20 protein-coding genes are annotated in these 23,390 nt (G+C 66.2%); 11 read left to right on the forward strand and 9 right to left on the reverse strand.

Going from position 1 to position 23,390, the window contains the following annotated elements; all coding sequences use genetic code 11:
- Nucleotides 1-12: 12 nt before the first annotated feature.
- Together QNM97_RS00395 and QNM97_RS00400 are read right to left on the reverse strand one after the other, a co-directional pair.
- On the reverse strand, nt 13-4,377 hold the full coding sequence (locus QNM97_RS00395; protein ID WP_283821097.1) for a non-ribosomal peptide synthetase: 4,365 nt from the start codon (nt 4,375-4,377) through the stop codon (nt 13-15).
- 137 nt (nt 4,378-4,514) lie between these two features.
- A complete protein-coding gene (locus tag QNM97_RS00400; protein WP_283821098.1) occupies nt 4,515-5,555 on the reverse strand; it encodes an alpha/beta hydrolase in 1,041 nt (346 codons plus the stop codon).
- A gap of 159 nt (nt 5,556-5,714) precedes the next feature.
- On the opposite strand from QNM97_RS00400, the gene QNM97_RS00405 reads away from it, so the two are divergent.
- A complete protein-coding gene (locus QNM97_RS00405) occupies nt 5,715-6,908 on the forward strand; it encodes an MFS transporter (protein WP_283821099.1) in 1,194 nt (397 codons plus the stop codon).
- 155 nt (nt 6,909-7,063) lie between these two features.
- Nucleotides 7,064-7,375 (forward strand): hypothetical protein, encoded by a 312-nt coding sequence (locus tag QNM97_RS00410; RefSeq protein WP_283821100.1) that lies wholly within the window; start codon nt 7,064-7,066, stop codon nt 7,373-7,375.
- Nucleotides 7,376-7,467: 92 nt separating this feature from the next.
- Here QNM97_RS00410 and QNM97_RS00415 read toward each other — a convergent pair whose 3' ends face one another.
- The 3 genes from QNM97_RS00415 to QNM97_RS00425 form a co-directional block, all read right to left on the reverse strand.
- A complete protein-coding gene (locus QNM97_RS00415) occupies nt 7,468-8,775 on the reverse strand; it encodes a cation:proton antiporter (RefSeq protein ID WP_283821101.1) in 1,308 nt (435 codons plus the stop codon).
- Between the two features lie 67 nt (nt 8,776-8,842).
- Nucleotides 8,843-9,184 carry a DUF1801 domain-containing protein gene (locus QNM97_RS00420; protein ID WP_283821102.1) on the reverse strand — a complete coding sequence of 114 codons (342 nt, stop codon included), beginning with the start codon at nt 9,182-9,184 and terminating at the stop codon, nt 8,843-8,845.
- 21 nt (nt 9,185-9,205) lie between these two features.
- The gene (locus QNM97_RS00425) at nt 9,206-9,934 is read right to left on the reverse strand and encodes a mycothiol-dependent nitroreductase Rv2466c family protein (protein ID WP_283821103.1); all 729 of its coding nucleotides are present in this window, start codon (nt 9,932-9,934) and stop codon (nt 9,206-9,208) included.
- A 104-nt stretch (nt 9,935-10,038) separates the two neighbouring features.
- Here QNM97_RS00425 and QNM97_RS00430 point away from each other — a divergent pair, with 104 nt between their 5' ends.
- The 4 genes from QNM97_RS00430 to clpB all read left to right on the forward strand — a co-directional run bounded on the left by QNM97_RS00430 (nt 10,039) and on the right by clpB (nt 16,087).
- Nucleotides 10,039-10,884 carry a dienelactone hydrolase family protein gene (locus QNM97_RS00430; protein WP_283821104.1) on the forward strand — a complete coding sequence of 282 codons (846 nt, stop codon included), beginning with the start codon at nt 10,039-10,041 and terminating at the stop codon, nt 10,882-10,884.
- A complete protein-coding gene (locus QNM97_RS00435; RefSeq protein WP_283821105.1) occupies nt 10,877-11,854 on the forward strand; it encodes a GlxA family transcriptional regulator in 978 nt (325 codons plus the stop codon). The genes QNM97_RS00430 and QNM97_RS00435 overlap by 8 nt, the downstream gene beginning before the upstream one ends.
- Before the next feature lie 87 nt (nt 11,855-11,941).
- The gene (locus QNM97_RS00440; RefSeq protein WP_283821106.1) at nt 11,942-13,327 is read left to right on the forward strand and encodes a sodium/glutamate symporter; all 1,386 of its coding nucleotides are present in this window, start codon (nt 11,942-11,944) and stop codon (nt 13,325-13,327) included.
- A 207-nt stretch (nt 13,328-13,534) separates the two neighbouring features.
- Entirely contained in the window at nt 13,535-16,087 is a 2,553-nt protein-coding gene (gene clpB, locus QNM97_RS00445; protein ID WP_208792829.1) for an ATP-dependent chaperone ClpB, read from the forward strand.
- Between the two features lie 245 nt (nt 16,088-16,332).
- Here the strand turns inward: clpB and QNM97_RS00450 are convergent, their stop codons facing one another.
- On the reverse strand, nt 16,333-17,823 hold the full coding sequence (locus QNM97_RS00450; protein WP_283821107.1) for an HNH endonuclease signature motif containing protein: 1,491 nt from the start codon (nt 17,821-17,823) through the stop codon (nt 16,333-16,335).
- Nucleotides 17,824-18,401: 578 nt separating this feature from the next.
- On the opposite strand from QNM97_RS00450, the gene QNM97_RS00455 reads away from it, so the two are divergent.
- From QNM97_RS00455 to QNM97_RS00465, 3 genes are all read left to right on the forward strand, one after another.
- Entirely contained in the window at nt 18,402-19,001 is a 600-nt protein-coding gene (locus QNM97_RS00455; protein ID WP_283821108.1) for a DNA-3-methyladenine glycosylase I, read from the forward strand.
- Nucleotides 19,002-19,077: 76 nt separating this feature from the next.
- Entirely contained in the window at nt 19,078-20,034 is a 957-nt protein-coding gene (locus QNM97_RS00460) for an oxygenase MpaB family protein (RefSeq protein WP_283821109.1), read from the forward strand.
- A 113-nt stretch (nt 20,035-20,147) separates the two neighbouring features.
- The gene (locus QNM97_RS00465) at nt 20,148-20,501 is read left to right on the forward strand and encodes a nuclear transport factor 2 family protein (RefSeq protein ID WP_283821110.1); all 354 of its coding nucleotides are present in this window, start codon (nt 20,148-20,150) and stop codon (nt 20,499-20,501) included.
- 8 nt (nt 20,502-20,509) lie between these two features.
- On the opposite strand, the gene sigK is transcribed toward QNM97_RS00465, so the two are convergent.
- Together sigK and QNM97_RS00475 are read right to left on the reverse strand one after the other, a co-directional pair.
- Entirely contained in the window at nt 20,510-21,076 is a 567-nt protein-coding gene (sigK, locus tag QNM97_RS00470; protein ID WP_283821111.1) for an ECF RNA polymerase sigma factor SigK, read from the reverse strand.
- A 327-nt stretch (nt 21,077-21,403) separates the two neighbouring features.
- The gene (locus tag QNM97_RS00475; RefSeq protein ID WP_283821112.1) at nt 21,404-21,790 is read right to left on the reverse strand and encodes a TraR/DksA family transcriptional regulator; all 387 of its coding nucleotides are present in this window, start codon (nt 21,788-21,790) and stop codon (nt 21,404-21,406) included.
- 87 nt (nt 21,791-21,877) lie between these two features.
- Here QNM97_RS00475 and QNM97_RS00480 point away from each other — a divergent pair, with 87 nt between their 5' ends.
- A complete protein-coding gene (locus QNM97_RS00480; protein ID WP_208792822.1) occupies nt 21,878-22,288 on the forward strand; it encodes a PPOX class F420-dependent oxidoreductase in 411 nt (136 codons plus the stop codon).
- Here QNM97_RS00480 and QNM97_RS00485 read toward each other — a convergent pair.
- The gene (locus QNM97_RS00485; protein ID WP_283821113.1) at nt 22,272-22,874 is read right to left on the reverse strand and encodes a DUF6611 family protein; all 603 of its coding nucleotides are present in this window, start codon (nt 22,872-22,874) and stop codon (nt 22,272-22,274) included. The two genes, QNM97_RS00480 and QNM97_RS00485, sit on opposite strands and share 17 nt — an antisense overlap.
- A gap of 416 nt (nt 22,875-23,290) precedes the next feature.
- On the opposite strand from QNM97_RS00485, the gene QNM97_RS00490 reads away from it, so the two are divergent.
- Nucleotides 23,291-23,389, forward strand: coding sequence for a potassium-transporting ATPase subunit F (locus tag QNM97_RS00490; RefSeq protein WP_020169933.1), 99 nt, complete (start codon nt 23,291-23,293; stop codon nt 23,387-23,389).
- The last annotated feature ends 1 nt before the right edge of the window (nt 23,390 follow it).

Here is a 23,390-nt window from a genome sequence, read left to right on the forward strand (position 1 = left end):
CGGTGCCGCCGGTCACGATGCGCTTACTGCCTCGACGGTGGCTGTCAGAATGGCCTCGAGGCAGCGTGTACCGAGTGTGTCGGCTGCGCCCGTCACCAGAACACGCAGCTCGCCCGACGGCATGACCGCACCGTCGACCTGTAGGAGCCACCGGGTGTTCTCGGGTGGGAACACATGGATCGTTCCGATGCCGTCGGGGTGTGGTGGCGAGAGGTCCCAGCCGATGAGGACGGGGACAGGAAAGAGACGATCCGGGTCGACCGGGCGCCCGACGAGGGAGAGCACCTCCTCCATCGGGATCACGGCAGCATCGCGACACCGTCGGGTCTCTGCGGCGACGCTGTCCGGAGACCGGTCGGTGGCGAGCGGGACGATGGCCGTCACGACAAAATCGTCGACCACATCGGCATCGTCGAGGGTGCGTCGCGATACCGGGGTGGCGCTCAGGGTTCGGCGATCGCCGGTCACCTCGGCGAGTGCCGTGGCGACCGCCGCGTGGAAGGCCTCGAAGGCGGTGACCGAATTCTGCGCTGCTCGCCGGGTGAACGCAGCGGTCACCGCAGCCGGGATGGTCGCGGAGAACCGGATAGCGGCTGTGACGGCCACATCGGTGGGTGTGATGCCGCCCAGTGTCCAGGCTGACCCTTGCACGCCGGTCAGCAGATCACGCCAGAAGCGCTCCTGCTCATCGTCGAGAGCGCTCGCAGTGGTGACAGTGGTTGGCGGCGCCACTGATCGAACCAACGAAGTGGTGCTCGGCGCGAAGTCGCCCGGGGCGCCGGACACCCGCCGAGCCGCATCACCGGCGAGTAGGTGCAGCGACCGGCCATCGACGGCGATGTGATGGAGGACGGCAACCACGGCGACGATTCGCCCGGCCGGATCGGTCACTGCGGTCACCGCGATCGGAGCCTGCGCTCGCACGTCGAGTCCAGCGGTGGTGTCCTCCACGATGCGCTGCAGACCGTCGCGGTCCACGCCGTCGACGGTGGCCACACGTACCACCCTGGTCGTGGGCCACGAGCGGTGGACGTGTCGAACCGGCCCGGTCGCTGTGTCGGGGTGGGTCGAGCGCAGTGCGGGATGTGAGGCGGTGAGTTCGGTGATCAGTCGAACTACGTCGGCCTCCGACCGCAGTGACGTCCCCTGGGGGACGATCCACGCGAATCGGATCAACTGAGCGCACGGGTCGTCGGGATCGCGAATGACACTGCGCTGGGCAGCGCTCAGCGCGATCACGGAGTCGGCATCGGGTTCGGGCCGGGTCGGGCCGTCACCGGCGCATTGGACGGCGAGGTGAGATCGGGCGTCGGCTGCGAGGGACGCCGAGGGATCGCTCATGCGGGTGGCCACCTGGGCGAGCGTGTCGGCGAGGAGTAGATCATTGGCGGTGATCTCGGGGTGACCGGCCGCTCGCAGCAGCGCCGCGGCGGTCATCACGGCGAGGGAATCGCCGCCCTGATCGAGGAAGCCAGCATCGGGATCTGCCGACTCTACTCCGAGTGCCGCCGAGACCGCGGAGATCAGAATGCTCTCTCGGGCATCGAGTGCCGATCTGCCGCGTCGGGTGGGCAGGGGAATGGCCGCCAACGCCGCGCTGTCGAGTTTGTCGTTTGTGGTGTGCGGTAGCTCGGCGATGTCGACGAACAACGAGGGCACCATGTACGTCGGCAACACCGCACCGGCTGCGCGTCGGAGCTCGGCGACGTCCACCGAGGTTCTTCCATCGGCGGCAACGACATAGGTGACCAACGCTGGCCGCCCGGACGGCAGTGTTCGCAGTTGCGTGGCACAACGCGCAACGGTGTCGTGTCTGCCGATGACCGCATCGATCTCACCGAGTTCGATGCGCAACCCCCGAAGTTTCACCTGACCGTCACGCCGGCCCCGGAGCTGGATCTCGCCTTCGGCGGTCCACGTGGCGATATCTCCGGTGCAGTACATGACGTCGTCGTCGGAGATGGTGCTTGGCCGGAATACGGTCGCGGTGAGATCGGGTGCATCGAGATAGCCGTGCGCCACCTGCGGTCCGGAACAATGCAGTATTCCCCACGCGTCCGGCGGCTGGGGGCGTCCGAGTCGGTCGAGTACGGCCTCGGTCACTCCGGTCATCGGTGGACCGACGGTCACCGCGGATTGCGGTAGCAGGGGAGTGGAAAAGTTGATGCTGCATCGGGTTTCGGTGGGTCCGTATGCGTTTCGTAGTGGCACCAGAGGACCCCACCGGTCGACGAGATGCGCTGGTACAGGCTCGCCGCCGAGAACCACCTGATCGAGTTGGTCGGCGAGCGCCGGGTCCAATGTGTCGAGTACCGATGGGGTGACGATGATGTGGGTGACGCGGTACCGGCGAATCAATCGCGTCATCGCGTCCCCGCCCCGAACCCCCGTCGGTGCGACGACGAGGGCCGCGCCGGTTGCCGCCGCCGACAGTACTTCCACCAGCCCGGTGTCGAAGGTGGGTGCCGAAGCGTGGAGCATCCGCGAGTTGCGCTCCAACGCATACGAATTCCTGATCTCGGCAATCAGTGCCGGGAGTCCGCGGTGTGGCATGTCGACGCCCTTGGGTATCCCGGTCGAACCCGAGGTGAACAAGATGTATGCGCGGTGGTCGGGCCCGCGATCGAGGCCGGGAAGTCTTTCAGGACAGCCCGATTCGGTGCCGTCGGCCGTCTCTGCGGCGGACAGGTCCAGCCATCGCACGTCGTTGTCGGTGGACTCCGAGGAGTCGCCGACGACGCCAGGAGCACCGATGACCGCCGATACTCCTGCGCGGGTGATGATGTCGTTGGTTCTGGCGTCGGGGGAGAATGCATCGCCCACCGGCACCCACACGGCGCCGGCGCGGATCACCGACCAGAACGCGATCACCGACGACACCGAACGCTCGAGGCACACCGCAATCCGATCGCCCGGTGCGACGCCGGCATCGAGGAGTAGGCGCGCACCGCGGTCGGCCGCGGCACGCAGGTCCGACCAACTCAGGACGCTCGGCTCGGCGTCGTGTTGTGGTCCGATCAGTGCCGGCGCGTCCGGATCGGACCGGCACACCTCGTCGAGAAGGGCTGCGGTGGGCGTGAATTCCGGCGCGGGTGGCCCTGATCGATGGCGAAACCGTTCCCATTCGTCGCCGATGAAGATCGCCTCCGGTGCCATCGGAATCCGGGTGTCGAGTTCGTCGAGGAATGAGCCGAGAAACCCGTCGAAGCGAGCGGCCAGGGCGGACAGTCGCCTGGTATCGAACGCCGCCGCCGGCGCCTCCCAGGTGAGCGCGCGCAAGCCGTCGGTGGCGTCGGGATGAAGTGTCATCGCCACGTCACTGACCGGGCCGGTCCGCATCACCTCCACCGTCCACGAGAGCCCCGTCCCCGCCGGTGGCGCGAAAGCCGGCAGGATGTTTGCCACGGCGCCGAAGTCGGTGAGGTCCTCGCGGCGTCGCAGGATGTCCTCGCGGTGGTGCAATTGATGACGCAGTGTCCCCGCGATTGTCGTGGTCATGCAGGTACGGGCGTCGATTGCGGTGCGGTCGCCGATGCCCGGCAGAGTCAGAGGCACAACGGTCGACAACGGTGCCAGAGCACGTCGTCGCACGACGGTGGTGCGTGCGGCAACCGGCAACGACAAGCCGACGTCGGGTGTGTCGAGCAGTCGGGCGCACAGGCACGCGAAGGCGGCCAGGATCTCCGGTGTTTCGGGCGACCGCGGTACGCCGAGCCGGCGTGTCACCCGAACCACCTCGGAGGTCGGTCCGGTTGGTGTGGGACACAGCAGACTGGGACTGTGGTTCTCGAGGGTCTCCGCGAAATATGTCTCGTCGGCCACGAAACGCGGCGAGTTGCGGTATCGGTGATCGATTGCGGTGAGCTCGTCGGTCGTGGGTACCGATAGGTCGCCCGGCGCCGCCGATCCGGCGTACACCTCGCCGAGGTGGCGCATGACACGTAGTGCACCGGCTCCGTCGGTCAGGACGTGGTGCACACGCATGACCCACCGGTGCCGATCGGATGCCAGGACGTGCAGCCGACTGGCCCACAACGGCGAGGTGAGGTCGCGGGCATCGGCGCAATCGACGAAATGCTCGGCACGTCTTCGGCTTTCGTCGTCGGGGTGCGGATGATCGCGGAGGTCCTCGACCACCATCGAAGGCACAGATGCTCCCATGGGTCGCAGGGGATCGATGCACGAAGGGTCGGCCGGTGACAGATGTGCCGGTATGTGGACGTCGGCCCAGCCGACGTGGGTGAGAACGGAGTCGACAGTAGAGCGCAGACGATGCAAGTCCAGCGGTCCGTCGAGGTCGATGCCGAATGCGATGACATGGGAGGTGTTCGGCCGCAACAGCTGTGCGAGCCACAGCGCCCGCCGGGTGGTGGTCATTGTCCACGCTCCCATTCGCGAGCCGCTTTCGCTGATTCGTACAGATGTCCTCCCGGTGGTCGCACTACGTCGCCGACAGGCTATGGCTGGGGAGTTGAAAGAGACCTGAAAGTGCAGGACAGGACCGGTCCAAGGGGTCAGATGCCCAGTGCGCGAGCGAACACCGGCCAGGACTGGTGCAACTGATCCTGCCAATAGCCCCAGGAATGCGTGCCCGTGCCGGGAAAACGGACGTGCGCGGGGATCTTGAGTTCAGCGAGCCGGCGGACGAGTGTTGCGGTGCATGCGCGTGATGCGGCTTCGTCGAGTCCGCCGACCGCGATCTGGTCGGCCAGGGCGCCGACGTTGCCGGCGATCCGGCGATCGGCCGGTGTGTCGTGGGGTCCGGGCAGTCCCGAGGCAGCGCTGATCCACAGCGCAGGTGTGTACCTGGCCAGCTTGTTGGCGTTGATCACGGGGTCTTGCGCAGCCCATTCCGGGTCCCCGGGTGGTCCGTACATGTTGGATGCGTCGGCCCCACCGGGCAGGAAGGCTACGGAGCGTGCGATCGCGTTACCGGCTGGTGACGCGGTATCGGCGCAGCCCGAGTACGAACCGACCGCCCGATACAGCCCCGGGTGATTCTCGGCGAGTCGGATGACCGCGGTGCCCGACATGGAGATTCCCGCGATCGCGCGGGCCCGTGCGGCTCCGGTCCGACCGCCGTGTCTCGTTTCGAACATCCTCGGCAACTCGGAGGTTAGGAAGGTCTCCCACCGCAGTGGGCGATCACTTGTCACTCCGAATCGAAAGTTCGCGGCCGGGTCAACGTGCCGCCAATCGGCGTAGTAGCTCGCCGCTCCCCCGATCGGCGTCACCGTCCAGACGTTCTTACCCGCGAAGAAGGCATTCGCGTCGGTGGCATGAGTCCAGTCATCGCCTTGCTCGCCACCGGTCGAACCGTTGAGCAGGTAGACCACCGGTGCCGCGGGGTTGCCGTCGGCCGGCGACTGGACGAGTAGCGGAACCTGGGTGGCCATGGACCCCGACCACACCGAGACCACGGAGTTCCTCGGCGATGTGGCGGTTTCGCGGAACGGCTGGCCCGCCGTGGCCCGCGCGTAGCGCACACCGGTGAGCGTGTCGGCCGTCGCGTCGCCTGCGACCGTCAACGCGCAGGCGCCGAGGGCGCCGATCATGACGACGATAGTGGCTACGAGGGTGGATCTGAGGGCAGCGTAAGACATTACGGGCTCCATTGCGGTTGGCGACTGAGCCGGAGGGGCAACCGAGGTGGACCGGTTGCCGGGCTGGTGGACGGAGTCCGGCTGCCGCGAGTTCTGCCATAGTAAGCACATGTGTCGGTCGACGGTGTCGACCGGGACCCGACTCGGCGGGAGAAGGCGATGGCGCGGCGCTGGAGGGGACACCTGCTCGTCGCCGTCTCGATCCTGGCCTGTGTCCAATTCGTGATCGTCGTCGACGAGACCACGGTGGGGCTGGTGGCGCCGGTGATCGCGCGTGATCTGTCCCTGGGGTCCTCGGCCCGTCAGGTTCTCATCACGCCGTTCGCCTGCGCGTTCGTGTGCGGGCTCCCGGTGGCCGGACTCCTGCTGCGCCGGGTGGTCCCCGGGCGGACACTCGCGCCGACCGTGATGCTGTTCGCTGTGAGCGCGGTGGCCGGTGGATGTGCGGTCACGACGGCGCAACTCGTCGTGACTCGTGCAGTGCAGGGTTTCTCGGCCGCGATGGTGACCACCGGGGTGTTGGCCGCGTTGCACGCGGCAACCCGCGCGGACCCTCGCCGCATGCGGGCGTTTGCCGGGTTCTCACTGCTGTCGGGCTCGGGGGCGCTCGCGGCCCTGCTCGTGGTGGGGCCGATCGCCGACGTGTCGTGGCGCGGGTGTTTCTGGGGGATTGGCGCCGCGGCGGCGGTCTGCGCCCTGTGGTGGGTGCTCTTGGCGCGCACCGGGGCATCAACTCCGGGAGACGTCGGTGATCAGGTGCCGCGGGCGGGTATCGATCTGACAACGATGGTGGCGATGAGTGCTGTCGTGGCCACTAACGCGCTGCTTACGGCTGCGGTGATCACCGCGAGTTTCACGCTGCAGGCCGATCGGGGATGGTCGACGGCGATGACGGGTATGGGCTTCTTGCCGCTCAATGCCGCCGCCGCGATCGGCACGGTGATGGTGGCGCGGTCCTCTGATCGTGCCCGCGGCGGAGTGCCCGCCGTTGGCGCGATGGCACTGGCCATCGGCGGGGTGGTGATCACCTGGTGGGCCTGCGTACTCGGTTCCACGCAGTGGTTGTTGCTCGCAACCATTCCGCTCGGTCTGGGTGTCGGTGTGGTCTTCCCGCTGATGAATTCACGAAGCATGGATACGGCCGGGACGTTGTCGATGGGCCGCGCGGCGCAACTCGGAGCGGCTGCGCAGGTCGGCCTCGCGGTGGGAGCCCTGGTGGCATCAGCCCAGTGGTCGTTTGGACCAGCCGGATTGGCATCGATCGCTGCCGTCGCCGTGATCGTCGACACCGCTCTGCGCGGATAGTTCCTTCTCCGCCGAGGCGCTGCGGTCTGCTCCGCCGTCCGCCACGTGATCCTGATGGATTGCTGCACAACAAATTTTGGATACGGCTGGCCACCACGTGGGGTTGTCGATCGCCCTCCAGTGATTCCTCAGCGATACCCGGGCACGGTGGCGGCATGAGTGCTCACGTGCGGATGGTGGTGGCTCTGGGCCTGATGGCCGCGACTGCGACCGGTGGTGCCCGGAATGCGGCATTCGCTGCTGCCACGCTCGTGACCGCTGCCGTCGCTGCGTCACGACGCTATCTGGGCGCGTATTGGCTTACCGATGTCCTGGCCTCGGTCGCTATCGCCCTGGCGTCAGTCCTTGTCGTGCCGATGGTGGTTGACCCGGTCATCGCTTGGTTGGGCTTGTATCAGCCTATGTGGCTACAGCCGATGGCGGACGCTGAGGGCACGGAGGTGGCGGAGCAGGCGGCGGCTCGCTGAATTCCCACATCTTGTCCGCCTACACCACAACGACATCGGCAAACCGGCCCGTCTTGCGCGCTGCGAACGACTCCACGAGACTCATTCGGCACTCAGGCACTCCGCAGTGCCTCGCGGACGTGTTCTTCTTCGGTACTGCTGATCCGGGACATCGCGTATTTGAGCATCGGCGGTGCCATCACGGACGTGACGATGGCGATCAGCACGATCACCGTGTAGACGCCGGCCGAGAACACCCCGATGCGCAATCCGGTCATCGCGATGACGATCTCCACGGCACCTCGGGTGTTCAGTCCCGATCCCAATGCCACAGATTCCCAACGGGTTTGCCGCACCAGGCGGGCGCCGATGTAGGCGCCGGCGAACTTGGACGTGACGGCGAGTATCAGGAGTGCCGCCGCGGTGAGAGCGACCGTCGGGTCGCCCAGTAGGCGCAGGTCCACCCGCAGACCGGCGGTCGCGAGGAAGATCGGTGCGAGCACCGTCATCGTGACCAGGCGCAGCGGCTCGATGAGGGCGGGTCGGCGCGGACCGATCACCACGCCGGCGAGGAAGGCGCCCAGGATCGCCTCGAGGTTCAATGCCTGGGTGACGGCGGCGCATGCGACGACGAGGGTGGCGCAGATCGGGACGAGATATCCCGTTGCCGCCTCGGTGTTCTCAAGTTTGTCCAGCAGCGGCCGGATGAGGGGTTTGAGGACGAATACCGCAACCCCGATCGCGCCGACGGTCGCGATGAGTGCTGCCGCGACGTTGCCGCTGCGCAGCCCGACGGTCGCCATCGATGACGTCACCGACAGCAGGACCCAGGCGAGGGCGTCGTTGGTGCTGCCGACGACCAGGATCAACTGGCCGATGTTGCGGTGCAACAGCCCCATCTCGGTGAGAATCTTCGCGATCCCCGGGATGGCGCTGACCGACAACGCCGTCCCGAGCAGCAACGCCAGCACCGTCGGGGAGACGTCGTCGGTGCGCATACTCGCGGGGATGAGGAATCCGGCCCCGATGCCCGCGCCGAGTGGAACGACGAACGCGAACACCCCCACAGAGGTCACCACGCTGGTGCGGCGCCGCACGAACGCGAGGTCGAGTTCGGCGCCGGCCAAACCGACGAGCAGGATGACGCCGAGTTGACCGATGGCGTCGATCAGGTTCAGGCGGGCAGCATCGGTGGGAAAGAGAGTGTGCTGCAGCCACGGCCATGCCTGTCCGAGGATCGACGGGCCCAGGATGACGCCGGCGAGGATCTCGCCGACCACCGCGGGCAAGCCGATGCGCCGGGCGAGCCAACCCAGCGCGATCGCCGAGCCCAGCAGCACGGCGAGGGCGAGCAGCATCGTCATCAATGCGCCGGAGTCGATAAACGGCACCGGGGGTGCTGCGGCCTCGATCACGACCATGCCTTCCCTCAGAATTAGCTAAGGCTACCCTGTGTAGGAAGGTCGGAGGAACACGGGTGGGGACGATCTACTTCCGGTTGTGGGCCACCGCCGCGCGGATCAGTTCGACGAACGCGTCGGCGTCGAGTTGATCGTTCTCCTTGATGTCGACGGCCCGGCGGGTGCCGGCGGTCAGGCTTGCGTTGAAGACCTGTCCCGGGTCGGGCAGCGAAGCCCCCTGCGCAAAGGTGACCTTGATCTTGTCCTTGTAGGTCTCCAGGGTGCAGACCAGTCCGTCGAGCGAGAATGTCGGTACGCCATCGGGATTGGAGGGCTTGCGCCACTTGATCTCTTCGCCGATGTCGGGGTCGGCCTGCAGGATCAGGGTGCGCACCTCGTCGGCGCGGGCTGCTCGCCAGTCGGTCGTCATGAGGAAACAGTAACCAGCCCGTCAATGCTTGGTCCGCCGAGACCCGCCGTGCCAGTCCTCTTGTTCGCCGACGGCGTCGACGTCGACACCGAAACTCTTGAGCTGTGGCTTTTCTCGGAGGCTGCGCTTGAGCTCGGCGAAGCCCGGGAATCGAGCGAGGCCGACCACGTGATCCCACAACTCGAGGGCGTCGGCGTCGTCGGGCAGGCGGCTGATGACCGGACCGAAAAAGGCGACACCCGTGGGCGGTTCGACATGGATGATCGGCGTGCCGACGTCGCGTCCGGTCAATGCGAGGGCCTCGTCGGTCTCGGCCTGGATCTCGGCATCGAGTGAGGTGTCGTCGAGGGCCGCGACATAGTGTGCGGGAAGCCCGAGTTCGGTCAGGACGGGCCGCAGGAAGTCCTCGGTGCCCCGTACATCGCGGCCCTCGATGAGGTAGGTGCCGGTGTGCTCGTCGAAGATTCGTCTACCGAAGGCTTGATACAGCGGATTCATCAGCTCGCGCCCGTGTTCACGTCGGACGCTCGCGCACACGCGGAGCAGGCGCAGACCGGCGGTGTGCCCGGCCTCGTACTCCGGCGGGAAGTGGGCCGCATAGTCGATGTGCGCGTTGAGTTGGCGTAGAGAGATGAACCGCCAGTCCACCGAATAGCTCCGTTGCGCTTGCACTTGTCGCACCCAGTTACCGGTCATCCAGGCGAACGGGCACACGGGGTCGAAATAGAAGTGGAGGTCGGCGTCGGACATGTGCTCCATTGTCCATGGCCTGCATGTATCGTGGCGGGATCACCCCAAAATGTGGCGATCTCGCCACTGTCGTCGTGACCTGGTGATGACCGAGCATTGAGGACATGACCCCGACCTCCGCGACCGATGATCCGATGACCGATTTCACTGCTCGCCGCCTCGATCTCGACGGCGACGAACTGACGGTGTGGACCTCGGGCAGGGGCCCTGCGGTGGTGTTGATGCCGGAGATGCCGGGCATCAGCCCCGACGTGCTGCGGTTCGGTCGGTGGATACGCGACGCCGGACTGACCGTCTTCCTGCCGTCGTTGTTCGGGGTGGACGGAGCGTACCCGCGGACCGAGACGGGCACGGCGATCATGAAGCGGGCGTGCGTGAGCCGGGAGTTCCGTGCCTTCGCCGGTGGCGGTACGAGTCCGATCGCGACGACGCTGCGCGCGCTCGCGCGGGTGGCACATGCCGAATGCGGTGGGCCGGGTATAGGCGCTGTCGGGCTGTGTTTCACCGGCAACTTCGCCCTCACGATGATGCTCGACGAGTCGGTCGTCGCTGCCGTCGTCAATCACCCGTCACTGCCGCTCGACGACCCGGGTGGTCTCGAATTGTCCGAGGCCGACGGCCACGCCCTGCGTCGCCGGCTCGACGCCGACGACCTGCGGGTGATCGGGTATCGGTTCGACACCGATCGGTGGTGTACCGCAGCACGATTCGCCGCCTATACCGAGCTGCTCGGCGACCGCTTCGATGGGCGCGTGCTGCCGGGGTCGTCGGCGAATCCGAGTCCGCCGCCGTTCTTCGCCGACGTCGTCGGCACGCCGCACAGCGTGGTGACCGCCCACCTCGTCGACGAGGCCGGTCATCCGACGATCCGGGCGCGAGACGAGATCGTGGCACACCTGACCGCGGCCCTGGTCGGAGTCTCCGAAACCGTTGAGGGGGAACATGGTTGACGTGACGCGTGTCGGCATCCTCGCCTACCCGGGATGTTTTGCCTCGGAGATCTTCGGTATCACCGACGTGCTCACCATGGGTGGCCACGTCGCCCGGGCACACCATCATGAGCCGTCGCTGGTGACCTCGATCGTCTCGCCACGCAGGCGCGTGGTTGCCTCCGGTGACGTTCCGCTGCATGTGTCCCCAGCCCGCGACGACCTCGACGTGGTGGTGATCCCCGGATTCGAATTCGTTCCCGGGGAGAATGTTTCGGGCAGACTCGCCGATCTGGCGCCGGAGATCGAGATGATCGGCCGGTACGTCCGCGATGGCCGACCCGTTGTCTCGGTCTGTGTCGGCGCATTCCTCCTCGGGGCGGCCGGCGTACTCGATGGCCGCACGGTCACCACGGCGTGGTTGTTCGCGGATGCTCTGCAACAAGCCTTTCCGCGCTCGGTCGTCGATGCGGAAAGACTTGTCGTCACCGACGGCGGGGTCACCACGACCGCTGCGTTCAGTGCCATGTACGACTTCGTCATCGATCTCATTCAGAGTCGCCACGGCGTCGACGTGGCGCGGCGCACCGCGCGGATCGCGCTGCTCGATGACGCCCGCAGCAGCCAGACGCCCTACGTCGACACCGCGCTGTTGCCGCCCGCCGGGGCGTCGTTCGCCGCGCAGGTTCAACGCCACCTCGAGCGTCACCTCACCGAGCCCTACAGCCTCAAAGACCTTGCGGCGCAACTTTCGGTGAGTACCAGAACGCTGCTCCGGAACTACAAGCGCGAGACCGGCGAGTCGCCGCTGACTCACCTTCAGCGGGCCCGCACCCGGCGTGCGCAGCACCTTCTGGCGACCACGGACCGCACCCTCGGCGAGATCCACCGTGCCGTCGGCTACCAGGATGGCGGCGCGTTCTCGGACCTGTTCGCACGATACGCCGGCATGAGGCCGCGGGAGTATCGGGAGAAGTTCGGACGGGCGTAGAGATCCGTAGAGCGGTGTCGACACGTCCGCCACCGACGTCGGTGCCTACGATGGGGCGATGCATGCAGCCGAATCGGGGGCGCGGTAGTGCTCGCACAACTCAGTGACGCCCAGACCGTCGGACTGTCGCTGGCCATCCTTGGCGCGGTGCTCGTCGTCGGGTGGATCGTGCGCATGAAGGTCGGATTCCTGCACACCTTGTTCATCCCGGCGAGCGTGGTGTCGGGATTTCTGGTGTTGATCCTCGGGCCTCAGGTGCTCGGCCGGCTCACCGACAGCCACGGGTTGTTCCCCTCGGACGTCATCGAGGTCTGGCGGGTGATCCCCGGACTGATGATCAACGTGGTCTTCGCGGCCATCATGCTCGGCAAGACGCTGCCCAGCCCGCGGGCCCTGTGGGACGCCGCGGCACCGCACGCGTTGTTCGGTGCGTTCCTGTCGTTCGGACAGTTCGCTCTCGGCGGTCTCGCGGTGCTCCTGGTCCTCACTCCCATCTTCGGACTACCCGCCGAAGCTGGTTCGCTGCTGGAGATGTCGTTTGCCGGCGGTCACGGCACCATCGCGGGCATGGGTCAGGTCTTCGACGATGAAGGCGCTCCCGAACTCGTCGACATCGGGCTCGGCCTGGCGACGATCAGCATGGTGACCGGTGTGGTCGTCGGATCGATGCTGGTGCGCTGGGCGGTTCGTCATCCGCGAATACCGCTGCGCCGCAGCGAGCCCCTCCGGTCCGACGAGAACTACGACGTCGACGACATCCACGTGGTCCCGGCGGATGCCAAGCCCGCCAACGACACCGGTCTGCACCCCACCACCCTCGCCTTCGCCCTGATCGGGGTAACGATCCTGGTGTCGGTCGGAATCCTGTGGGGAGCGCGCGCCATCGTCTCCGCACTCGGCTCCGACATTCTCGACAAGATGCCGTTGTTCCCGGTGGCGGTCATCGGTGGGTTCATCGTGCAATGGGTGGTGACGAGAACCGGGCAGGCCCATCGGGTCGACAAGCGTGCGGTCGAAGGGATCTCGTCGATCGCGCTCGACGTCTTGCTGGTGTGTGCGATCGGCACGATGTCGCTGGCGACCATCGGCTCCAACGTCCCGGCGATCGTCGTGTTCACCGTCGTCGGTGTTGGGTGGAGTGTGGTCTGCCTGATCTGGCTGGGGCGTCGATTCCACGGCGAGGATTGGTTCGAGCACGCCATCGCCGACTTCGGGCAGTCGCAGGGCAATGTCGCGACCGGCTTCGTCCTCGCCGACATGGTCGATCCCCGACGCGAGACCTCGACCGCGAATGCCTATGGCTACAAACAGCTGCCGTACGAGCCGTTTCTCGGCGGCGGCTTGATCACCGCGCTGTCGGTGCCGCTGATCGTGGCGATCGGGTTGCCGTGGTTCACCGCGGTCAGCGTCGTCGCCATCGCGGTGATCAGGGTGTGGGGGATGCGTAGGCGTAAGTCCGGGGGCGGTGGCTGAATCGCCGCGAATGTGTGTCGACCCGGCGAACTTGTGTCCTGCAGGACACGCAGCGGTGAAGTCGGCACTCAAAAACCGCGAATGTGACCCAGATCACCAAATTGCATAAGTTGAGCGGAATGCGCTCAACCTTGCTCGCGTTGTAGGAGTCGAACGGCCATACTTGAGCCGTACCGACTTAAGAACGTAGAGAAAGGTGCACCCGAAGTGGACAGCTTCACCCCGACCACCAAGACACAGCAGGCGTTGAGCGCTGCGGTGCAGGCGGCGGCCGCCGCTGGTAACCCCGACGTGCGTCCCGCCCATATCCTGGTCGCTCTGCTCGACCAGTCCGACGGCATTGCCTCGCCGCTGCTCAAGGCGGTGGGGGTCGATCCGTCGACTGTTCGTACGCAGGCCCAGGGCATGGTCGATCGCGCGCCGACGGTGGCCAGCGCCAGCGCTCAGCCGCAACTGTCGCGCGAGTCGATCGCCGCGGTCAGTGCCGCCCAGCAGCTCGCGACCGAATTGAACGACGAATACGTCTCGACCGAACACCTCGTCGTCGGCCTCGCGACCGGCGACTCCGAGGTCGCCAAACTGCTGCACAACGCCGGTGCCACACCGCAGGCATTGCGTGAGGCCTTCGTCGCCGTGCGCGGCAACGCCCGCGTGACCTCCGAGGATCCGGAGTCGACCTACCAGGCGCTGGAGAAGTACTCGACCGACCTGACCAAGGCCGCCCGCGAGGGCAAACTCGACCCGGTCATCGGCCGCGACACCGAGATCCGTCGCGTCGTGCAGGTGCTCTCCCGCCGGACCAAGAACAACCCGGTCCTCATCGGTGAGCCCGGCGTCGGCAAGACCGCCATCGTCGAGGGGCTCGCCCAGCGCATCGTCGAGGGCGATGTGCCGGAGTCGTTGCGCAACAAGACCGTCATTTCGCTGGACCTCGGTTCGATGGTCGCCGGCGCGAAGTATCGCGGCGAGTTCGAGGAGCGGCTCAAGGCCGTGCTCGACGAGATCAAGGGTTCGGCCGGTCAGGTCATCACCTTCATCGATGAGCTGCACACCATCGTCGGTGCCGGTGCCACCGGCGAATCCGCGATGGACGCGGGCAACATGATCAAGCCGATGCTGGCCCGTGGCGAGCTGCGACTGGTCGGTGCGACCACGCTCGAGGAGTACCGCAAGTACATCGAGAAGGACGCCGCACTCGAGCGCCGCTTCCAGCAGGTCTACGTCGGGGAGCCGAGCGTCGAGGACGCCATCGGCATCCTGCGCGGCCTCAAGGAGCGTTACGAGGTGCACCACGGCGTGCGTATCACCGACTCCGCATTGGTCGCTGCGGCAACGCTTTCCGACCGCTACATCACCTCGCGATTCCTCCCCGACAAGGCCATCGACCTCGTCGACGAGGCCGCCTCGCGGTTGCGGATGGAGATCGACTCGCGCCCTGTCGAGATCGACGAGGTCGAGCGTGTCGTGCGACGCCTCGAGGTCGAAGAGGTCGCGCTGGAGAAGGAGCACGACGAGGCGAGCAAGGACCGGCTGGAGAAGTTGCGTCAGGAACTGGCCGATCAGCGCGAGAAGCTCAACGAGCTCTCGGCGCGCTGGCAGTCGGAGAAGACCGCCATCGACGCCGTCCGCGACGTCAAGGAACAGCTGGAAAACCTTCGTGGAGAAGCTGATCGCGCCGAGCGTGACGGTGATCTGGGACGCGCCGCCGAGCTGCGGTATGGCCGAATCCCGGGCCTGGAGAAGGAACTCGAGGCCGCGATCGAGAAGACCGGCACCGATCCCGACCAGGACGTGATGCTGCAAGAGGAGGTTGGTCCCGACGACGTCGCGCAGGTCGTGTCGGCGTGGACGGGTATCCCCGCGGGCAAGATGCTCGAGGGAGAAACCGCCAAACTGCTTCGCATGGAACAAGAACTCGGGCACCGGGTCGTCGGGCAGCAGGCCGCCGTGGTGGCGGTCTCGGATGCGGTGCGTCGTGCACGCGCCGGAGTTGCCGACCCCAACCGGCCGCTCGGATCGTTCCTGTTCCTCGGACCGACCGGCGTCGGCAAGACCGAGCTGGCCAAGGCGTTGGCGGAGTTCATGTTCGACGACGAGCGTGCGATGGTGCGCATCGACATGAGTGAGTACGGCGAAAAGCACGCCGTGGCACGACTTGTCGGTGCCCCTCCGGGCTACGTCGGGTACGAGCAGGGCGGACAGCTGACCGAGGCGGTGCGTCGTCGGCCGTACACGGTGGTGCTCTTCGATGAGGTCGAAAAGGCGCACCCGGACGTCTTCGACATCCTGCTGCAGGTTCTCGACGAAGGACGCCTGACCGACGGCCAGGGCCGCACAGTCGACTTCCGCAACACCATCCTGATCCTGACCTCCAATCTGGGGTCCGGCGGCGACGCCGATCACGTGATGGCGGCGGTGCGGGCGGCATTCAAGCCGGAGTTCATCAATCGTCTCGACGACGTGGTGATCTTCGATGCGCTGAGCCCCGAGGAACTGGTGTCCATCGTCGACATCCAACTGGGACAGCTGCAGAAGCGGCTGGCGCAGCGTCGACTGGAACTGCAGGTCACACCGAAGGCCAAGGAATGGCTGGCCGAGCGCGGATTCGACCCGCTCTACGGTGCCCGACCGCTACGGCGTCTGGTACAGCAGTCCATCGGCGACCAACTCGCCCGAGCCCTGCTGGCAGGTGACATCCGCGACGGCGACATCGTTCCGGTCAACGTCAGCGCTGACGGAGAGTCGTTGGTGCTCGGCTGATTTCGCCCAAGAGATGGGCTGTCCCACTGCGGTGGGGCAGCCCATCTCTCGTCTTCGGATACGCCTCTCCCGGTGGTCGAGGACCTTCCCCCGATGGCCGAGGTGCCCTTTCCCTCAGATGGTCGAGGCGCCCTTTCCTGGTGGTCGAGGACTTTCCCCCCCGATGGTCGAGGTGCGAGGCGCGTGCGCCGAGCCTCGAGACCCGTTGAGCCACAGCTGGTTCCACCCCACAGACATAGAGACCGTCACCGCGGGAATGTGACAATCACCTGCCCCGTCCGTCGTCTCCGCCACTGCACTCGCCGGTCCAGAAGGAGCGTCGGCACCCACTCCCCAAGGTGCTTGCGCTGGTGATCAGCCCGACACAGCGGGATCAGATCACCGAGCACCGTCCACCCTCCCGCCTCGGGGTCGGCATGGTTGAAGGGTCGCCAGTGGTTGAGGTCGCACAGGTGTGACGGCATGCCACAGTAGGGGTATCGGCACCAGGCGTCGTTGGCGAGCACCTCAGCGCGCAGTGTGGCGCTGGGTGCATAGGTCAATGCCCCAGGTGGTGGCATGGTGTGGCCGCCGTGTCCGGTGGGATCTGCTGGTGGGGTCTGTGCGCGGTCGGAGATATGCGGGATCAACGTTCCAGCAGCACGAGCGGATTCGGGGTAGTGGATGGTTTTCGCTATCTCGGCGAGGGTGATGGCGTAGTCGGGGTCGATGGGCCCGTATCCCTGCAACCGGGGCACCAGCACACCGTCGGGATCTTTCAGGACCGTCAGTACGGGTGCGCCTGGTACGACCAGGGCCCGCCCGAACGCCACCGGTACCTGATCCGGGGTGGGCTCATCCATCGGGTCCGGGATCTCGGGTTCGATGACCGGCTCCACCAGCTCAACCAACTCGACGTCGGGAGCGTCCGCGTCGATAGGTTCGGGGAACAGGTCGTCCCACGCTGCGGCGTCGTCGGCGTCGGCGGGTGTTTCGGCCGACCCGTTGCTGTCGGTGCCGCTACCTCGTTTCGGGCAATCATCTTGTCCGCATGCGCAGTCGAGGTGCGCTCCGGGCACGCCGGTGATCTCTCCGAGGGCGATCACCCGCAGCGATCCCACGCGGCGCGGGTCCTTACGGCAGGTCCGTTCACCGACCAGATCGGTGATGGTGTCGCGGTCCTCGATGACACTGTCGGGGTTCATCGAGATCAGTGCGGCGTCGAGTTGTTGCGAGAGCACGGGGTCGGTGGTGGCGCGGGACCCGTAGTCCAGGACGATCTCCTCGAACGACATCCCGGACTCGTCCCCGGCATCGACGCTGTCGCTGTCGCTGTCGGTGGTGTCGATGTCTCCGCCGCGTTGGGCGGCGCGCGCCATGATCGAGGCCTGGTTGGTGGAGAGTTCCCCGTTTAGGTAGGCGGCACGGATGAGCGGGAACTTCTCCAACAGATCCGCCAACGCCACCCAACTCCCGGCCTTGCTACGGGAAACCTTGAACTGCAACGACACCTCGGCCCGGCCGAGTCTCTCAGCATGCTCGACCACCGACCCCCACACACCGGTCTCAGGCCGCCCGGCCAGATGCTCACGAAACACCCGCTCCGCCAACGCGGCAGCAGCCAGCACCGTCCGGGCCTCGTACTTACGCGATTGACGCAACAACTCCGGGCCGGTCTCGGTGAGCTCATCCTGCGACATCGCTGCGATCGCGGCAGCATCGGCATCCGGATCGGTGAACGTCAACACACTCGACACCAGTACCTCCCCTCCCGCTATCGGACCTGATGAGAACAAGTGTACGAAGGGATACCGACAAAACCGGCGTGGCGATCGCTCGGCTCGAGAAATCTGTGGACAACTCTTTCTACTCGTCGAGTGGGCGTGGAATTTCGTCGACCGGGCGCTCTATCACGTCGAGTGGGTAGTGGATGTGGTTGCGATGCTTGTTATCTCGCCGGGTCTCGAGGCTCGCCGCACGCGGCTCGCACCTCGACGATCGGGGAAGGGGCATCTCGACGACCGATGGGAAGGACACCTCGACCGTCGGGGGGAGGGGCATCTCGACGACCGATGGGAAGGACACCTCGACCGTCGGGGGAAGGCGCATCTCGACCACCGATAGGAAGGACACCTCGACCATCGGGGGAAGGCGCATCTCGACGACCGATAAGAAGGACACCTCGACTGTCGGTCGAGCGGGCCTCGATCATCCTCGGCGTGTTCGAGCTGAGAGTGGCAGTGCCATACCGAAAAGTCGCAGGCCTCTCGGTGGCTACGATCGATTTGTCGGACCCGACAGGTACGTTCGCCGGGTGGAACGCGAGGAGAGCGGAATGTCGGATGTGATCGTCGGGGACGACGGGGTCTCCCGTTGTACCTGGGCGGCTCGGGAGCCCGAGACCACCTACCACGACACCGAATGGGGATTCCCGCTGTCGGGGGATACCGCCTTGTTCGAGCGGGTGTGTCTCGAGGGATTTCAGTCCGGGCTGAGCTGGCGGACCATCCTGACCAAACGGGAGAACTTTCGGAAAGCGTTCAGTGGCTTCGACATTCCGACGGTTGCCCGCTTCGGTGAGGCCGACGTGGCGCGGCTTCTTGGTGACGCGGGCATCGTCCGGCATCGCGGCAAGATCGAGGCGTCGATCAACAATGCACGCCACGCCGAGGACCTCATCGACGCCGAGGGTTCCCTCGAGGCGTTCTTCTGGCGGTACGCACCCGACCGCGACCATGTGCCGGGCTCGATGACGACCTCTCCCGAATCGCTGGCGCTGTCGAAGGATCTCAAGAAGCTCGGGTGGCGGTTCGTCGGGCCGACGACGATGTTCGCGCTGATGCAGGCCGCCGGATTCGTCAACGACCATGCGTTCGACTGTGCGATCCGGCCGGTCGTTGATGCCGCGATCTCCGCACACCCGCGACCGGCGTGAGGTGATCGTTGACCGACGGCGGGGTGGAGAGTAGCGTCACATTTGGTAACAGTTGTATCCAGATAGGGGCTGGGTCATGGTGAGCGCAACGACGACCCGAACGGCGCCGGTCGGCCGCCGACATCCGACGACGATGCTCGACCTGATCACCGTCGAGGGTCTCACCAGCGGCGTCGCGAACATCATCATGCAACTGTCGTTGCCGCCGGTCGGTGCGGGCGTCAACGAGAGTCGCGTCGTGTCCGGTAGCCCGCGGCGGTATCCGATGAAGCGCACGCGCACCACCGGTACCTATCTCGCGGTGGCGTTGCTCGGCACCGAGGATGAGAAGAATCAGCTGCGCGCAGAGGTCGCGCAGATGCACAAACCCGTCGTTTCCACCCCGGACAGTCCGGTGCGTTACAGCGGCAACAGTCCTGACCTCCAATTGTGGGTCGCCGCCTGCCTTTTCCATTTCTATCTCGACCAGTACACGATCCTCTACGGCGATCTGACCACCGCCGAGCTCGACGTCCTCGTCCGTGCCGGCGAGCCGCTGGCCACCGGCGTCAACGTGCGTCCGGCGTCCTGGCCGCAGACGTGGGCGGAGTTCACCCAGTACTGGGACGGCATGGAAGAGCATCTGTCCATCTCCGCAGAGGTGAGGCGGGACTTCGAGACGCTGTCGAACATGGAGTTCGTTCTCGAGGCGTGGGGCCCGCTCGGACGTCCGTTCCCACTGTTGCTGGGCAAGCACTACCAATACATGACCCGCGCGAACCTACCGCCGCGATTCCGGGAGCTGATGGGATGGGACTGGACCGATCGCGACCAACGCAACTTCGACCGAGCGCTGGCAAGGATGCGCGTGCTCGACCGGGTCGGCGGACGTCAACTCGCGCTGGGTTTGCTGTGGTCGTACATGATCGACTTCCGCCTTCGTCGGCGACTCGGCATCCCGGTGCTCGGCACACTTCGGGTGACGCAGATCCCGATCCGTGACGGCGGCGGTGTGCGCCGGCTGGCGCGACGCTGGTGGCGTCAGGTGCAGTAGGGCGACGTGCCACGACGGCTTGACTTCAATCGAGCTTGAGGTCTTACCGTCGTTGCCATGACGAACACGGTGATAGGCCGTACCTCGCGCCCGCCCATCCGGGGGCGCTCGACGTGGCGCATCAACTCGTCGCCGCGCTACAGCTGGGAATGGACCGCTCGGACGCGGATGCCTACGACGCGATGTTCGCCGCCGACATTCTCTGGGGATCACCCAAAGGTGCGGTACTGCAAGGTTTCTCCACCTTGAACGGGATTCATCAGCGGATGTTCGCTCAAGCCGTTGCGCCACCGTCGGACTTCTCGGTGGCGCAGGCCGCAATGATCGCGCCCGGAGTGGTGGTTGCCCAGATCGGACGCCACGCACGTGGGGGTGGATTCTCCGAGATGGCGATGTACGTGCTGGTCGAGCGGGACGGACGGTGGTGGGTGACCGCCGGCCAGAACACCCCGACTGCTGATAATTGAGCCGGCTGCTACGCCGCAACGCCCGACATCTGTGGGGCAAGTCGCTTGAGTCCCTGGCGGATTCGAGACTTGACGGTCGGTAGCGCGACGCCGAGACGATCGGCCACCTCCCGATAGGTCAGCCCCTCGAAGTAGGCGAGCTCGATCGACTCGCGCTGCAGTGGGGTGAGGACCGACAGACTCGATCGGATCTCGCGATTCGTATCGTGACGCTCGGCGAGTTCGCTGACCACGTCGCGCTCGACCCGCGAGCCGAGATCGGCTGTGCCGTAATCGATCGTGCGGCGTCGGCTAGCAGTCTCCGACCGCACCCGATCCACCGCGCGACGATGCGCGAGGGTCATCAGCCAGCTGATCGCCGAGCCGTTGCCGACCACGAATCCATCCGCCGAGCGCCACACCGCGAGGTACACCTCCTGGGTGGCTTCCTCGCTCATCCCGGCGTCGCGCAACACGCGTCGGGTCATGCCGTAGACGCGTGCCGAGGTGAGGTCGTAGAACCGCCCGAAGGCCACCTGATCGCCGGAGCCGACACGCGTCAGCAGCACGTCGAGATCATCGTCGTGTGTGCTCATCGGACTCCTTAGATGCCGGGTGGTCAGACATCCGATGTGGATTCGGTGGCGAATCACCGGTGTCTGACCTCTGCGTCTCGACGCTATGTATCGACTCGGGTTGCCACCACGGCCAGTGACCAAACGCGACGCATTAGCAACGCGGATAACGGTTTGATAACACCAAGCCGGCGACGGCGCTCGTCACGTCGCCGACGGCGCCCTCAGTGGAGCCGAGAGCGCTCCGGATGGCGCCGATTGAGCGCTGTGAGCGATATTTCGGGCGCTGTCGCGGGTGGGGAGGGCGCTGTCGCGGGTGGGGAGGGCGCTGTCGCGGGTGGTGTGGCGTCACCACCGGGAGGTCGGGTTGCGCATCGCGCAGGCCACGCACTGCCGCGCGGCCGGTAGTACGTCCAGGCGTTCTGCGCCGATCGGCGAGCCGCAAGTCTCGCACCGCCCGTACTCGCCGTGGCCGACGCGCTCGAGGGCTGCGTCGATCTCGACTAGACGCGCCCGGGATCGCTCGACCTGGGCCACCAATTGGCCACGTTCCACCGCGAGCGTCGAGCCCTCGGGGTCGTGCTCGTCGTCGGCGGCCTCGTCGGCGGTCGCCTCGATGACCGCCGAGAGTCGTTGTGACAGTGCGTCGATCAGTGCTGTGGTGCGTGCTCGCTCCGAGAGCAGCGCCTCTCGTGACGGGTTGGTCCCGTCTCGCATATCGCTGTCCCGGTGCATCATTTCTTTTTACGCCCACACGCCCTTCGTCCACATGACTTGCACCTTCTGCGAAGTTCGCGGCGAGCGCAGCTCTACGATGGACCCGTGACCAGCGACCCGCACGGCAACACCGGCGCGCCCTTCGACGCCGCCACCACCGCCAAGTTCGTCCTCCTGACGACCTACCGCAAGGATGGCACCCCGGTGTCCTCGCCGCTGTGGGGCGTCACCGAGGGCAACGAGATGTTCATGTGGACGCCTGCCGACTCGTGGAAGATCAAACGTCTCCGCCGCAATCAGAAGGTCGTCGTCCAGGCGTGTGATCGCATGGGAAAGACGTTGGAGGGCAATCCGGTTGAGGGCCGCGCCGAGCTGCTCGACGAGGCGGGCACCGATCGCGCCAAGAAGTTGTTGGTCGGAAAGTATGGGCTACTCGCCCGACTCGTGATCGTCGGCAGCAAACTGCGTCGCGGATCAGCGGGCACCATCGGGTTCGCGATCAGGCCTGTCGCCTGAGAGCCGAGCTGTGGCGCCGCTCCGGTGTCTGGGTGCTCGCCTTGCGGAACCGCGGCCGCTCGAACACCGGCTTGTCAGGGGTGGTCAGCCGCAGGATCTGCGCCATGTCGGTGTGACAGCTCGCCCAGATGACCTCGTACTTCACCTCGTCGATCCGACCGTCGCGCAGGTCGGAGTCGGCATCGCGTAGTCGCGCGGAGATGCGCCGGATCAGCGCGATGTTCGACAGCGACGTCAGGTCGGCGTCGGGACCCGTCCAGCCCTCGACGGACACCGATGCCGTACGGATGCTCCGGGTGCGTTCGGCGACCACGATCACCAACCCCACCGACACCGCGATCGCCACCGCAAACGCGACGACGAGCGCGGAATTGACGTATCCGCAGACGAACGCCGTGCCCAGGACAATGGCCGCGACGATCGCCGGAAGCCAGCGCCACGCCCGCATCCAGCGGCGCTGTTCGACCGAGGTCCCCGGCGGGTAGAGCACCATCCGGTCACGGACCCACTGGCGGGCATAACCGATCTGCACGTATCCCCATCGATAGTCGCCGGCGACGATGCGCCGCGGTGCTGTGCTGCTCATGACCTCAGGTCTAATCCGCGGCTCGATGCGCGGTAAGGGGTTCTCACACGTTCTCAACGCCGTGCGCTGGGATTTTGACGTGTCCTTGACGCGCGCCGTGAACTGTTCGGATCCCCTCGGCGTCATGGCGTGATGATCGACGAGTCGGGCCGTCGCGACCGCCGGCGAGAAGGTCGCGTCAACATTGCCTGCCCGCGCGTATTGATCGCGTTAAGGCGCTTCGTCCGATCGGCATCGGGAGCGCAGAGTTGTCCTGCGCACCGGCCGCCGGCCGGTGCATCGGCATGGCCGTCGGGTGACTCGACGGTTGCGGTGTGAGGAGTGAGAGTGGCTGACTTCCTGTACGTTCTCGCCGCACTGGTGGGCTTCGCGTTGTGCGTGCTCGCCGTGCGCGCCGTCGACGTGAGGATCAGGCGATGACCGCCGACGGCGTGATCAACGTCGTCCTGCTGGCCCTCGCGGTGGTGACGGCCGTCTACCTGATGGTCGCGCTGATCTTCCCGGAAAGGTTCTGAG

This window comes from Gordonia sp. L191 (assembly GCF_030077625.1).
Classification (GTDB): domain Bacteria; phylum Actinomycetota; class Actinomycetes; order Mycobacteriales; family Mycobacteriaceae; genus Gordonia; species Gordonia polyisoprenivorans_A.

Coding starts and splice junctions, on each gene's coding strand:
- QNM97_RS00395 (WP_283821097.1), bottom strand. CDS start 4,377: ATGACCACCACCCGGCGGGCGCTGTGGCTCGCACAGCTGTTGCGGCCG.
- QNM97_RS00400 (WP_283821098.1), bottom strand. CDS start 5,555: ATGATCGGCGCCCTCGGCGCCTGCGCGTTGACGGTCGCAGGCGACGCG.
- QNM97_RS00410 (WP_283821100.1), top strand. CDS start 7,064: ATGAGTGCTCACGTGCGGATGGTGGTGGCTCTGGGCCTGATGGCCGCG.
- QNM97_RS00415 (WP_283821101.1), bottom strand. CDS start 8,775: ATGGTCGTGATCGAGGCCGCAGCACCCCCGGTGCCGTTTATCGACTCC.
- QNM97_RS00420 (WP_283821102.1), bottom strand. CDS start 9,184: ATGACGACCGACTGGCGAGCAGCCCGCGCCGACGAGGTGCGCACCCTG.
- QNM97_RS00425 (WP_283821103.1), bottom strand. CDS start 9,934: ATGTCCGACGCCGACCTCCACTTCTATTTCGACCCCGTGTGCCCGTTC.
- QNM97_RS00430 (WP_283821104.1), top strand. CDS start 10,039: ATGACCCCGACCTCCGCGACCGATGATCCGATGACCGATTTCACTGCT.
- QNM97_RS00435 (WP_283821105.1), top strand. CDS start 10,877: ATGGTTGACGTGACGCGTGTCGGCATCCTCGCCTACCCGGGATGTTTT.
- QNM97_RS00455 (WP_283821108.1), top strand. CDS start 18,402: ATGTCGGATGTGATCGTCGGGGACGACGGGGTCTCCCGTTGTACCTGG.
- QNM97_RS00460 (WP_283821109.1), top strand. CDS start 19,078: ATGGTGAGCGCAACGACGACCCGAACGGCGCCGGTCGGCCGCCGACAT.
- sigK (WP_283821111.1), bottom strand. CDS start 21,076: ATGAGCACACACGACGATGATCTCGACGTGCTGCTGACGCGTGTCGGC.
- QNM97_RS00475 (WP_283821112.1), bottom strand. CDS start 21,790: ATGCACCGGGACAGCGATATGCGAGACGGGACCAACCCGTCACGAGAG.
- QNM97_RS00485 (WP_283821113.1), bottom strand. CDS start 22,874: ATGAGCAGCACAGCACCGCGGCGCATCGTCGCCGGCGACTATCGATGG.
- QNM97_RS00490 (WP_020169933.1), top strand. CDS start 23,291: ATGACCGCCGACGGCGTGATCAACGTCGTCCTGCTGGCCCTCGCGGTG.